The 12,906-nt window shown below is 66.6% G+C and carries 10 protein-coding genes; 8 read left to right on the top strand and 2 right to left on the bottom strand.

Annotated elements, in window-relative coordinates; translation table 11 throughout:
- Positions 1-118: 118 nt before the first annotated feature.
- The 5 genes from ACFWUP_RS24520 to ACFWUP_RS24540 all read left to right on the top strand — a co-directional run bounded on the left by ACFWUP_RS24520 (position 119) and on the right by ACFWUP_RS24540 (position 6,119).
- The gene (locus ACFWUP_RS24520) at positions 119-1,612 is read left to right on the top strand and encodes an MFS transporter (RefSeq protein WP_379238039.1); all 1,494 of its coding nucleotides are present in this window, start codon (positions 119-121) and stop codon (positions 1,610-1,612) included.
- 271 nt (positions 1,613-1,883) lie between these two features.
- A complete protein-coding gene (locus ACFWUP_RS24525; RefSeq protein WP_056818163.1) occupies positions 1,884-3,101 on the top strand; it encodes an NADP-dependent isocitrate dehydrogenase in 1,218 nt (405 codons plus the stop codon).
- A 313-nt stretch (positions 3,102-3,414) separates the two neighbouring features.
- Complete coding sequence (locus ACFWUP_RS24530; RefSeq protein WP_379238117.1) at positions 3,415-4,557, top strand: MFS transporter; 1,143 nt, start codon at positions 3,415-3,417, stop codon at positions 4,555-4,557.
- 94 nt (positions 4,558-4,651) lie between these two features.
- Entirely contained in the window at positions 4,652-4,891 is a 240-nt protein-coding gene (locus ACFWUP_RS24535; RefSeq protein WP_379238041.1) for a helix-turn-helix domain-containing protein, read from the top strand.
- Positions 4,884-6,119, top strand: coding sequence for a type II toxin-antitoxin system HipA family toxin (locus tag ACFWUP_RS24540; protein ID WP_379238043.1), 1,236 nt, complete (start codon positions 4,884-4,886; stop codon positions 6,117-6,119). Before ACFWUP_RS24535 ends, ACFWUP_RS24540 begins: the two co-directional genes overlap by 8 nt.
- Before the next feature lie 18 nt (positions 6,120-6,137).
- On the opposite strand, the gene glpK (ACFWUP_RS24545) is transcribed toward ACFWUP_RS24540, so the two are convergent.
- Together glpK (ACFWUP_RS24545) and ACFWUP_RS24550 are read right to left on the bottom strand one after the other, a co-directional pair.
- Positions 6,138-7,664 carry a glycerol kinase GlpK gene (glpK, locus tag ACFWUP_RS24545; protein WP_379238045.1) on the bottom strand — a complete coding sequence of 509 codons (1,527 nt, stop codon included), beginning with the start codon at positions 7,662-7,664 and terminating at the stop codon, positions 6,138-6,140.
- A gap of 70 nt (positions 7,665-7,734) precedes the next feature.
- On the bottom strand, positions 7,735-8,487 hold the full coding sequence (locus ACFWUP_RS24550) for an IclR family transcriptional regulator (RefSeq protein WP_379238047.1): 753 nt from the start codon (positions 8,485-8,487) through the stop codon (positions 7,735-7,737).
- 134 nt (positions 8,488-8,621) lie between these two features.
- Between ACFWUP_RS24550 and glpK (ACFWUP_RS24555) the strand changes: the two genes are divergently transcribed.
- The 3 genes from glpK (ACFWUP_RS24555) (at position 8,622) to ACFWUP_RS24565 (ending at position 12,807) form a co-directional block, all read left to right on the top strand.
- Positions 8,622-10,124 (top strand): glycerol kinase GlpK, encoded by a 1,503-nt coding sequence (glpK, locus tag ACFWUP_RS24555; protein WP_379238049.1) that lies wholly within the window; start codon positions 8,622-8,624, stop codon positions 10,122-10,124.
- A 77-nt stretch (positions 10,125-10,201) separates the two neighbouring features.
- Positions 10,202-11,836 carry a glycerol-3-phosphate dehydrogenase gene (gene glpD, locus ACFWUP_RS24560; protein ID WP_379238119.1) on the top strand — a complete coding sequence of 545 codons (1,635 nt, stop codon included), beginning with the start codon at positions 10,202-10,204 and terminating at the stop codon, positions 11,834-11,836.
- 221 nt (positions 11,837-12,057) lie between these two features.
- The gene (locus ACFWUP_RS24565) at positions 12,058-12,807 is read left to right on the top strand and encodes an SDR family oxidoreductase (RefSeq protein WP_379238051.1); all 750 of its coding nucleotides are present in this window, start codon (positions 12,058-12,060) and stop codon (positions 12,805-12,807) included.
- The last annotated feature ends 99 nt before the right edge of the window (positions 12,808-12,906 follow it).

Here is a 12,906-nt window from a genome sequence, read left to right on the forward strand (position 1 = left end):
GCTGCCCGTTCCATCTGTCGATACCTGCCAATTGGCGCGTTCAGACATTTTTCTCTTGACGCCAATTGTCGTGTGGTGCCAGTATTGGACGAACCTGATCGAGCGACGAGGAGTCCTGGTGACCGGCACCGAACTACAAGCGAAACATGTTGACAATCAACAGAATTCGATGCGGTGGTGGGCGCTGATCGTGCTCTCCGCCGCCCAGTTGATGGTGGTGCTCGATGCCACCGTGATCACGATCGCCCTGCCCTATGCCCAACGCGACCTCGGCATCAGTGAGGGCGACAAGCAGTGGGCGATCACCGCCTACACCCTGATCTTCGGCGGCCTGCTGCTGCTCGGCGGACGGATGGCCGACTACCTGGGCAGACGCCGGATCTTCCTGATCGGGCTGGTCGGCTTCGCCGCCGCGTCGGCACTGGCCGGACTCGCGCAGACCGGGGCGCAACTGTTCGTCGGCCGCGGTCTACAGGGCGCGTTCGCCGCACTGCTCGCGCCGGCGGCACTGTCGCTGCTGTCGGTGATCTTCACCGATGTGCAGGAACGGGCCCGGGCCTTCGCGGTGTTCGCCGGGATCACCGCAGGCGGTATCGCGTTCGGTCTGATCGTGGGCGGCGCGCTCACCGAGTTCGCGTCGTGGCGATGGACGCTGCTGATGAACACCCCGATCGCGCTCATCGCGGTGGTCGGTGCGCTGGCGGTGATCGTGCGCGATATTCCGGTGCCGCGGACCGGTGGTTACGACCTGCCCGGCGCCGTCACGGTGACCTTCGGTTTGATTTCGATCGTCTACGGATTCAGTCGCGCGGCCGAGGACGGCTGGCTGACCGGAAGTACCCTCGGACTGCTCGGGGTCGGCTTCGCGCTGTTGATCGCCTTCGTCGTCATCGAGGCGCGCTCGGCGAATCCGCTACTGCCGCTGCGTATTCCGGGTGAGATCAATCGCGGCGGGGCCTTGATCGCGGCGCTGCTCATCCCCATCGCGATGTTCGCCATGTTCTTGTTCCTGAGCTTCTACTACCAGAACACCTTGGGTTATTCGCCGCTGAAAGCCGGCATCGCGTTCCTGCCGTTCCCGGTGGGGATCGGGATCGCGGCGGGCATCACCAGTTCGCTGATGCCCAAGTTCGGGCCGCGCCCGCTGATGGTGGTCGGCGCGCTGCTCGGTGTCGCCGGGCTGGTGTGGCTGGCGCAGCTGAGCTACGGCGACGGGTATGCGGCGAGCGTGCTCGGCCCGCAGTTGCTGATGGCACTCGGCATGGGGCCGCTGTTCGTGGGAATGCAGGCCGTCGCGCTGCACCAGGTCGCCGACGAGGACTCCGGGGTGGCCAGTGCGCTGCTCAACGCCGCCCAGCAGATCGGCGGTGCGGTCGGCACCGCCCTGCTCACCACGTTGTCGGTGCAGGCCGCCAAGAACTACGCCACCGACAACCCCACCGTCGACCACCTCGTCGAACGCGCCTCCATCTACAGCTATGACGTGGCCTTCTATATCGGCGCCGGCTTCTTCCTGGTCGCGGCCGTCGTGATCGCGGCGATGATCCGCGACAAGCCGGAGAATCTCATCGAAGGTGACGAACGCCTGGCACAGGTCCCCGTCGCCGTCTGAGTTCGACCCAATGGTCCCGCGCAGCCCACTCGGCCGCGCGGGACCGTTGGCGCGTGATGGGTAAAGTGAGGGCTCCTCGCGCGCGTATCGCACAGTTCGCCCTCCCCTCGCGGTGAGGTAACACCTAGCAGTACGCTCGTCATGTTTGCACCACAACGTCCCGCAACCACCGCGGGGCATATACGGTTTGTTGGAATAGCTGGGGTCCGCTCACAAGCGTGTTCGCCTGGCCGTGCAATAAGGGCACCCACCGAGGAGGACACGAAGATCCATGTCCAAGATCAAGGTTGAAGGCACCGTTGTAGAACTCGACGGCGACGAGATGACCCGGATCATCTGGCAGTTCATCAAGGACAAGCTGATCCATCCCTATCTCGACGTGAACCTCGAGTACTACGACCTCGGTATCGAGTACCGCGACAAGACAGACGACCAGGTCACGGTCGACGCGGCCAACGCCATCAAGAAGTACGGCGTCGGCGTCAAGTGCGCCACCATCACCCCCGACGAAGCGCGGGTGAAAGAGTTCGGCCTCAAGAAGATGTGGCGCTCGCCCAACGGCACCATCCGAAACATCCTGGGTGGCACCATCTTCCGCGCGCCGATCATCATCTCCAACGTGCCCCGCCTGGTGCCCGGCTGGACCAAGCCGATCATCATCGGCCGTCACGCCTTCGGCGACCAGTACCGCGCCACCGACTTCAAGGTCTACGAGGCGGGCACCGTCACGCTCACCTTCACGCCCGAAGACGGCAGTGAGCCGATCGTGCACGAGGTCGTGAAGATGCCCGAAGACGGCGGCGTCGTCATGGGTATGTACAACTTCAAGAAGTCGATCGAGGACTTCGCGCGGGCCTCGTTCAACTACGGCCTGCAGCAGAACTACCCGGTGTACCTCTCCACCAAGAACACCATTCTCAAGGCCTACGACGGCATGTTCAAAGACACCTTCGAGGAAGTCTTCGACGCCGAGTTCAAGGCCGAGTTCGACGCGGCGGGCCTCACCTACGAGCACCGCCTCATCGACGACATGGTCGCCTCCTCCATGAAATGGGAGGGCGGCTACGTCTGGGCCTGCAAGAACTACGACGGCGACGTGCAGTCCGACACCGTGGCCCAGGGCTTCGGCTCGCTCGGCCTGATGACCTCGGTGCTGCTCACCCCGGACGGCAAGACCTGCGAGGCCGAGGCCGCACACGGCACGGTCACCCGGCACTACCGCCAGCACCAGCAGGGCAAGCCGACCTCGACCAACCCGATCGCGTCGATCTTCGCGTGGACGCGTGGGCTCGAGCACCGCGGCAAGCTGGACAACACCCCCGAGGTGATCGGCTTCGCGCAGGCGCTCGAGGATGTGGTCATCAAGACCGTCGAGGGTGGTCAGATGACGAAGGACCTCGCCGCGCTCGTCGGTGGGGACCAGGGTTACCTGAGCACCGAGGAATTCCTGGGTGCGCTCGATGTGAACCTGGCTCGTGCTCTGAAGTGATGTGTTGCGTTCCGCGCTGAACCGCGGAACTCCTCCGCCTCTCCGCGTATTCAGGCCGGACTCGAGTGACGTGAGACCTGCGTCGGCGGCCGGCGGAGCAAGCGGTGGTCAGGTTTGCTCGACCCGGTGAGTTACCCATGTTCTCGCGAGATCAGTGGGTGGCTTGCCGGGTCGTTCTCGTTCGGGGTGGGGCAACTCACGGTCCTCTCGGGTAGCGGATGGGTACCCGTGCCCGTTGCATGGAAGCGTGACTTCTTCCATTGCAGCCCCCGATCGCCTCGACGAGCCACGCACCAGGTGGCACGTCCCGGCGATGCTCGCGTTGGCGCTGGGTGGGTTCGGGATCGGGACCACCGAGTTCGTGACCATGGGGTTGCTGCCCGATATCGCGCGAGCCTTCGACATCTCCGAGCCCTCGGCCGGGCACGCGGTGTCGGCGTACGCGTTGGGGGTCGTTGTCGGTGCGCCGCTGATCGCCGCGTTGTGCGCGCGGGTTGCGCGTAAGAAGTTGCTGATCGTTCTGATGGCCGCGTTCACCCTCGGCAATATCGGGACCGTGCTCGCGCCGACTTTCGGCACCCTCGTGCTCGCTCGTTTCGTCTCCGGGCTGCCGCACGGCGCGTACTTCGGTGTTGCCTCGCTGGCCGCCGCGACCCTCGCGCCCGTCGGGCAGCGGGCCAAAGCAGTGGCCGCGGTGATGCTGGGGCTCAGTGTGGCGAATGTGGTCGGGGTGCCGGGGGCGACCTGGCTCGGCCAGCACTTCGGCTGGCGTGACGCCTACGTGGTCGTCACCGTGATCGGCCTGGCGACGGTGGCCGCCCTGTGGCGCTTCGTGCCCGCCCTGACCAGCATGAAGATCACCAACCCGATGACCGAGCTCGGCGCCCTGCGCCGCCCGCAGGTGCTGCTCACCCTTGCCGTCGGCGCGATCGGTTTCGGCGGCATGTTCGCCGTCTACACCTACATCGCCACCACCATGACCGACGTCGCGGGCATGCCCATCGGCGCCGTCCCGATCGTGTTGGCCCTGTTCGGCCTGGGCATGATCGTCGGCAACATCGGCGGCGGCATCCTCGCCGACCGCGGCGTCGACCGCTCGATCTTCATCGCCATGATCGCGATGGTCGTCATCCTCGCCGGCTTCGTCCTGGCAGCCCACAACCCCATCACCGCCGCCATCGGCGCCTTCCTCGTCGGCGCCTCCGGCGCGGCCCTCGCCCCCGGCCTGCAAACCCGCCTCATGGACGTATCCGCCGACGCCCAAACCCTCGCCGCCGCCCTCAATCACGCCGCCCTCAACATCGCCAACGCCGCAGGCGCCTGGCTCGGCGGCCTCGTCATTGCCGCAGGCATGGGCTACACCGCCCCCGCCATGATCGGCGCCCTCCTCGCCGTGGCGGGTGTCCTCCTCTTCACCCTGACCGTCGTCCTTCAACGCCGTCCCGCATCGAGCTAGGGTCTCATCATGACTACCTTTTCGTAGTCGTGTCGAATGACTACTAAAAGGTAGTCATGTATCTTGACTACTGAATAGTAGTCAAGGAGGTGTCGTGGCGTACACGGGAAAAGTGACCGGTGCGGAATCGCTCGGCCGAATCCTCCAACAAGCACGTCTGCTGAGTGGGTTCAGTCAGCGCGACCTCGCCGAGCGACTCGGCACGACGCAGCGCTACATCTGGGAAATCGAATCGGGCAAACCATCGATCTACACCGACCGGCTGTTCGCCATGATGCGGGAGACCGGCATGGAACTCACCGCCACGATCGAGCCGAAGAGCGATCGTGGCTGACCTCGTCGTCGAGTTGTACGACACCCGCATCGGAACGATCGTCGGCACCTGGCGAAATTTCGACTTCATCGCAGATCCGGGGGCGGTCGACAAGTTCGGGATCGATGCCACCATCCTGTCGATGTCGATCCCGTTGGCGGTGATCGCGACCCGTCCGCGAAAAGACCGGCGGCAGAATTTCTTTCGAGAGCTTCTTCCCGAGGGGCGAATGCTCGCCAGGATGGCCGTCGAGGCCGATCTGTCCGAACGTGACGTCATCGGGCTGCTCCGACGGTATGGACGTGATGTCGCGGGCGCGCTGCAGATCTGGGATCCCGATGTCCCCGGTGAGCCGAAAGACCCTGCGCTGGAACAACTCGCCGATGCGGACGTGGCCGCTCTGCTGACCGATGTGCACGCCAATCCGCTGGGTAACAAGCCTGTCGGCGGCAAGACGTCGCTGGCAGGCGTGCAGGACAAGATCGTGCTGGCCCACACGGCGAACGGTTGGCACCGGGTGATCGACGGCTATCCGTCCACACACATTCTCAAGCCGGAGTCACATGCCCATCCCACGGTGATCTACGACGAGGAGTACGGTGCGCGGTTCGCGCGTGCCGTCGGATTGGCCGCGTTCGGCACCGAAATACGGGAGTTCGACGGCGTCGCCGCCTTGGTGATCGAGCGGTACGACCGCGCACCCGATGCCCCTGCCTGCCGCATTCACCAAGAGGATTTCAGTCAGGTGCTCGGCGCGGGCGGGGATCAGAAGTACCAGAAATTCGGTGGTCGGGTCAGCGGGGCGCGTATCGCCGGAGTCCTGTCGGCGATCGGGGACCGTGCGGCCGTGGCACAGCTGATGCGTATGACGACGCTCGCCGTCGCCATCGGCAATCTGGATATGCACGCGAAGAACATCTCGCTGCTGCACCACCCCGATGGGTCGGTGGGTCTCGCGCCCGCTTATGACGTCGTTCCCCAAGCGCATCAGCCCAACGACGGGGAAATGGCATTGGCCGTCGACCGCGAATACCGCCATCATGCGATCACCCGCGCACATCTGATCGCCGAGGGGCGGGCCTGGGGGCTGTCCGACGCCGCCGACATCGTCGATCACACCCTCGCGACAGTGTTGGGCCTGGCAGCCACCGAATCACCGCACCCACGCGCGCATCCCGGAGTGGCCGCCGATATCACTCGTTTCGCCACCAACCTCGCGGCCGGGCGCGGTGCGGGTGCGGATGCCTGAAGGGGCCGGTGGTGGTCGCTATCGCCGGGTGGCGGGCGGATTCCGGTTGTCCAGGCCACTTGCCGGGCGAGCCCAGCCGACGCTGAGTTGGACGGCTCGTTGCCAGCGTTCGTATTCCTCGTCGCGGAGGGCGCGGTCGGGGGAGGGGTTCCATTGGGCGGCTACTCGCCAATTGCGGCGTAGGCCTTGGAGATCGGGCCAGTAGCCGACGGACAGGCCCGCAGCGTAGGCGGCGCCCAGGGAGACTGTTTCGGTGACGAGGGGGCGCATCACGGGGGTGTCGAGGACGTCGGCGATCATTTGCATGAGCAGGTTGTTGGCGGCCATTCCGCCTGCTACGCGCAGGGATTGGGCTTTGAGGCCCGCATCGGCGTTCATCGCTTCGACCACGTCACGGGTCTGCCAGGCGGTGGCTTCCAGGACGGCGCGGGCCAGGTGGCCTTTGGTCACGTAGGACGTGAGGCCGATGAGCAGGCCGCGGGCGTCGCTGCGCCAGTGGGGGGCGTAGAGGCCGGAGAAGGCGGGGACCAGGTAGCAGCCGCCGTTGTCGTCGACTGTGCTTGCGAGAGTTTCGATTTCGGGGGCGGTGGCGATCAGGCCGACGATGTCGCGCAGCCACTGGACCAGGGAGCCGGTGACCGCGATGGGCCCTTCGAGCGCGTAGACCGGTTCGGGGCCGACCTGGTAGCCGATGGTGGTGAGCAGACCGTGCTGTGAGCGGATCAGTTCGGTGCCGGTGTTCATCATGAGGAAGCCGCCGGTGCCGTAGGTGCACTCGGTTTCCCCTGGGGCGAAACAGGTTTGGCCGAACAGGGCCGCGTGTTGGTCGCCGAGGGCGGCACCTATCCGCACCCCTGGCACGACGGTGCGGGCGGTGCCGAAATCGCCGGTCGATGCTTCGATGCGGGGGAGCATGGCGCGGGGAATGTCGAAGAACCGCAACAGTTCCTCGTCCCACTGTCGCGTGGCCAGGTTCATCAGCAGGGTGCGGCCCGCGTTGGTCACGTCGGTGACGTGCTCGCCGGTGAGGTTCCAGATGAGCCAGGACTCCATGGTGCCGAATACGACATCGCCGCGTTCGGCCTTGGCGCGCAGCCCCTCGACATTGTCGAGCAACCAGCACAGCCGGGGTGCGGCGAAGTAGGTGGCCAGCGGCAGGCCGCTGAGTTCCGGAACACGCTGGGCCCCAGGCTGTTTCCGCAGCCTTTCGACGAGTTCTTCGGTCCGCACGTCCTGCCAGACGATCGCCAACCGCACCGGCAACCCGGTGTTGCGATCCCACACGACAGTGGTCTCCCGCTGATTGGCGATCCCGAGCGCGGCCACCTGGTCGACGGTGATCCCGGCATCGCGCAGCGCCGCGGGCACGATCCGCTCGACCGTCCGCCAGATCTCGAGCGCGTCCTGCTCCACCCATCCCGACCTGGGGTAATGCTGACGCTGCGTCCGCTGCGCCATGCCTGCCAGGCGGGCGTGCTGGTCGAAGACGATGCAGCGGGTCGAGGTGGTGCCCTGATCGATGGCGAGCACATAGCGTTGTGTCATCGGCGCTCGCTCTCGTCGGTGCGCGTCGGGTCGGTGACCGCGCCGATCGCGGGATCGGCGAAGAAGGTATTCATTGCGTCACGCTGAGGTCGCGATGGATAGCCGCGGCGGCAGCCACCACCTGATCGATCAAGGCGGGCCGGATCTGTAACCGGTTGTCGCACAGTCGATCGGTGGGACCGGAGACGTCGATCGACGCCACCACCAGCCCGCCCCTGGCGCGAATCGGTGCGGCGATTCCCGCTTCGTCGGGATGGAATTCCCCGATTTCGCCCGCCCAGCCGGTCCGTCGCACCTCGGCGACCGCCCGGTCGAGTTCGGCCGGTTCACTGATCGTGCGACGGGTGAAGCGTTCCAGCGCACCGGGTTTCGCCGCCACGTCATAGGCGAGCAAGACCCGCCCGAGCGCGGTGGCATGAGCGGGCACCACCTCGCCCACCGTCAACTCCTGCTCGGTGTTGTCGGGCCGGAACACGTGGTGGATCACCGTGATTCGCCCCTCGCGCGCCACGGCGATGCGCACCGATTCCCCGGACCGGGAGGCGAGCGCGTCGGCCCGGTGGATCGCCCGCGAACGCAACTCGTTCACATCGAGCCGATCGGTACCGAGCTCACCGATCGCGGGGCCGAGCAGATATTTGCCGGTCTTCTCGTCCTGAGCGACGAACCCGACCCCGAGCAATGTCCGCAGAATGCCGTGTGTGGTCGGTTTGGCCAGGTCGAGCGCGGTCGCGATCTCGCCGACGCTCAGCGGCCCCGGCCCGCGCGCGAGCAGACGCAGCACCGCGGCAGCGCGTTCGATCGACTGGATCGGACCAGGCATGGCCCCGAACCTACCACCGTTCAGCATTGTCGAACGGTAGGTGTGGCGTGCCCTCGCTCCGGTTCCTAGCGTGGGTTTCGGGCCGAAAGCCCGGCAGACGGACTCAATGGTGAGGTCGGAGGAAGGACGGGCAGATGAACCGCTATGTGGGCGCGATCGACCAGGGCACGACCTCGACGCGATTCATGGTTTTCGATCACGATGGCACCGTGGTGGCCCGCCATCAGCTCGAACATTCCCAGATCATGCCGCGCCCCGGCTGGGTCGAACACAATCCGGACGAGATCTGGGAACGCACCCGCACCGTCGTCAAGACCGCGCTCTCGCTCGCCGATCTCACCGCCGACGACCTCGCCGCCATCGGCGTCACCAACCAGCGCGAGACCACCGTGGTCTGGAATCGCCGCACCGGCCGCCCGTACGGCAACGCCATCGTCTGGCAGGACACCCGCACCGACCGCATCATCGCCGACCTCGACGCAGCGGGCCACAGCGCGCTCATCCGCGCGAAGACCGGCCTGCCGCCCGCGCCGTACTTCTCCGGCGGCAAGCTGAAGTGGATCCTGGACAACATCGCGGGCGTGCGCGCCGACGCCGAGCGCGGCGATGCCCTGTTCGGCACCATGGACAGCTGGCTGATCTGGAACCTCACCGGCGGCGTGCACGTCACCGACCCCACCAATGCCTCGCGCACCATGCTGATGGACCTCGAAACCCTGGACTGGGACGACGAACTCCTCGCGATCTTCGGCATCCCGCGCGCCATGCTGCCGAGGATCGCACCGTCGTCGAACCCGGAACTGTTCGGGACGACGAAACCCGACGGCCCGTTCAAGGGCACGGTGCCGATCGCGGGTGTGCTCGGTGATCAGCAGGCCGCGGGTGTGGGGCAGGTGTGCTTCCAGCCCGGCGAGGCCAAGAACACTTACGGCACAGGCAATTTCCTGATGCTCAACACCGGCACGGAGATCGTCCGCTCGGACCACGGCCTCATCACCACCGTCGCCTACCAGTTCGGCGACGACAAGCCCGCCTACGCGCTGGAGGGCTCGATCGCGGTCACCGGCTCGGCGGTGCAGTGGTTGCGCGACCAGATGGGCATCATCGCCGGGGCCGCGCAGATCGAAGATCTCGCGAGTCAGGTGGCCGATTCCGGCGGCGTGTACTTCGTGCCCGCCTTCTCCGGTCTGTTCGCGCCGTACTGGCGACCCGATGCGCGCGGTGCGGTCGTGGGGTTGTCGCGCTACAGCAACAACGCCCACTTGGCCAGGGCCACACTGGAATCCATCGCCTACCAGACCCGCGACGTGGTCGAGGCCATGCAGCGCGACGCCGGTGTGCGACTGGCGACGCTGCGGGTGGACGGCGGCGTCACCGTGAACCAGCTGGCCATGCAGATCCAGGCCGACCTGCTCGGCGTCCCGGTCTCCCGGCCGGTCGTCGCCGAGACCACCGCGCTCGGCGCCGCCTACGCCGCTGGACTGGCCGTCAGCTTCTGGGCCGGCACCGACGAACTGCTCGACAACTGGTCCGAGGACGTCCGCTGGTACCCGAGCTGGTCCGACGAACAACGCGAACACGGCTATCGCCGCTGGCTCAAAGCCGTCGAGCGCACGCTCGACTGGGCCGAAATCTGAGTTACCCCAATATTTTCGAAGAGGAGATCATCGTGTCTGTGCAACTGGACCCCACCTACCGCGCGAAGGCCATCGGCATGCTCGATGCCGCCGAGGTCGACGTGCTGGTCATCGGCGGTGGCGTGACCGGTGCCGGTGCCGCCCTCGACGCCGCCTCGCGTGGCCTGTCCGTAACCCTGGTCGAGGCAAGGGATTTCGCCGCCGGTACCTCGAGTCGTTCATCGAAGCTCATCCATGGCGGCCTGCGCTACCTGGAGCAGATGGACTTCGCGCTGGTGCGCGAGGCACTCAAAGAGCGTGGGCTGCTGTTGAATACGCTCGCACCGCACCTGGTGCACCCGGTGCCGTTCCTGTTCCCGCTGCAGCACCGGGTGTGGGAACGCGCCTACATCGGCGCGGGCATCGCCCTCTACGACACCCTCGGCGGCGCGCGCACCGTCCCGATGCACAAGCACCTGTCACGTTCGGGCGCACTGGAACTCGCGCCCGCGCTGCGTGAGGACGCGATGACCGGCGCCATCCGCTACTACGACGCGCAGGTCGACGACGCCCGCCACACCATGATGATCGCCCGCACCGCCGCCGAGCACGGCGCCACGGTGCTGACCCGCACCAAGGTGATCGGCCTGGAACGCGACGGCGAGAAGGTCGTCGGTGCTCGCGTCGTTGACATGGAAACCGGTCTGGCACACACCATTCGGGCCCGCACGGTGATCAGCGCGACCGGTGTGTGGACCGACGACATGATCAAGATGACCGGCGTCGACTTCCCCTTCCACGTGCAGATGTCGAAGGGCGTGCACATCCTCGTGCCGCGCGACCGGCTGAACATGCACACCGGCATGATCATGCGCACCGAGAAGTCGGTCCTGTTCGTGATCCCGTGGGCCGAACACTGGATCATCGGCACCACCGACACCGAATGGTCGCTGGACAAGAACCACCCCACGGCCACCGCCGCCGATGTGCAGTACATCCTCGACCACGTCAATTCGCTGCTGCGCAAGCCGCTGACCAGGGCTGACATCGTCGGCACCTACGCCGGTCTTCGTCCGCTGATGACCGGTGCGACGAAGGAGACCTCGAAGCTTTCGCGCGAACACGCCGTCGCCGAACCCGCGCCCGGCCTGTTCGTGATCGCGGGCGGCAAGTACACCACCTACCGGGTGATGGCTGCCGATGTCGTCGACGCCGCCGCCGCGCGCCTGGGTGGGGAGGTGCCCGCGTCGTCGACCGCGCAGCTGCCCATCGTCGGCGCGGCAGGCTACTTCGACATGCTCGCCGAGGTGAACACCATGGCGGTGTCGCAGCGACTGCCCGTCGACGTGGTCGAGCACCTGCTCGGCCGCTACGGCTCGCTGAGCACCGATATCTTCGGCCTCATCGCCGACGACCCCGCACTGCGCCACCCGATTCCGGGGGCTTCGGACTACATCGCCGCCGAGATCGTCTACGCCGTCACCCACGAGGGCGCCCTGCACCTCGACGACATCCTCACCCGCCGCACCCGCATCTCCATCGAGGTCCCCGACCGCGGCCTCGCCGCCGCCCCCGAGATCGCCCGTCTGATCGCACCCCTGCTCGGCTGGACCGAGGAGACCGCCAACACCGAGATCAACCGCTACTACGACCGCGTCCACGCCGAACTCGCGGCCAACGAAGCGGGCGACGACGTGTCGGCCAACGCGGCGAGGTTGGTCGCGACCCGCTGACGTCCACCGGCAGCACTCCGGGTCCGCCTGAGTGAGGCGGACCTGCTGCCGGGCGCTCAGCGGCAGACGGTGCAGCAGTGGGATCGGGTATCGGCATGCCGACGCGCTGTTGCCGTCCTGGCCGCTCGGGGTCGTGCGGGGGATCTTCGGTCATCGCCGCCGCGTAGTCGCTAGCGTGAGCACATGGAATCGCGAGTAACTCCCCGAACCCCGGTGCCGTCGTGAGCCGGGGCACCGTTCTGATCACCGGCGCCAGTTCTGGCCTCGGCGCCGAGATGGCCCGCCAGTTCGCCGCGCTCGGCTATGACCTGGGCCTGTGTGCTCGGCGGACCGAGCGACTCGACGAACTGCGCGCCGAGATCCTGGCCGCACACCCTGATCGCATCGTCTCGGTGAAGCAACTCGACGTCACCGATGACGCGGCGGTGTTCACCGTCTTCGACGAGTTCGCCGAGGAATTCGGCACCATCGACCGGGTGATCATCAACGCGGGTCTCGGTAAGGGCGCGCCGCTGGGGACCGGGCTGCACAAAGCCAATCGCGAGACCGCGATGGTGAATTTCATTGCCGCCCTTGCCCAGAGCGAGGCGGCGTTGAAGATCTTCCGTGCGCAGGGCCGCGGTCACCTGGTGATGATCTCGTCTTTGTCCGCCGTGCGCGGCATGCCCAAGCAACTCACCACCTACGCGGCCACCAAGACGGGCGTCGCGGCGTTGGCCGAAGGTGTTCGCATGGAGGCGATTCCGGGCGTCGATGTGTCGGTGATCTATCCCGGCTACATCCGCTCGGAGATGAACGACCAGGTCAAGCATCCGCCGAAGTTCATGGTGGACACCGAAACCGGTGTGCGCGCCATGGTCGCCGCGATCGAGAAGCGTCGCGCGAAGGCGTACGTTCCCGCCTGGCCGTGGGTCCCGCTGGGCTATGCGCTGCGCGCGCTACCGACCCCGATCGTCCGAAAGCTGGTCTGATACTCGCCCCGCACGACCCGACCTCGAGGAGGGTCCGCCGCGCAGCGGCGGTTCGCGGCCGTCCCGTCGATCAGGTGCCGTTGCGAGGCGACGAAGGAG

It is taken from the genome of Nocardia sp. NPDC058658, assembly GCF_042716665.1.
Lineage (GTDB): Bacteria > Actinomycetota > Actinomycetes > Mycobacteriales > Mycobacteriaceae > Nocardia.

Coding starts and splice junctions, on each gene's coding strand:
- ACFWUP_RS24525 (WP_056818163.1), top strand. CDS start 1,884: ATGTCCAAGATCAAGGTTGAAGGCACCGTTGTAGAACTCGACGGCGAC.
- glpK (WP_379238049.1), top strand. CDS start 8,622: ATGAACCGCTATGTGGGCGCGATCGACCAGGGCACGACCTCGACGCGA.
- ACFWUP_RS24550 (WP_379238047.1), bottom strand. CDS start 8,487: ATGCCTGGTCCGATCCAGTCGATCGAACGCGCTGCCGCGGTGCTGCGT.
- glpK (WP_379238045.1), bottom strand. CDS start 7,664: ATGACACAACGCTATGTGCTCGCCATCGATCAGGGCACCACCTCGACC.
- glpD (WP_379238119.1), top strand. CDS start 10,202: ATGCTCGATGCCGCCGAGGTCGACGTGCTGGTCATCGGCGGTGGCGTG.
- ACFWUP_RS24530 (WP_379238117.1), top strand. CDS start 3,415: ATGCTCGCGTTGGCGCTGGGTGGGTTCGGGATCGGGACCACCGAGTTC.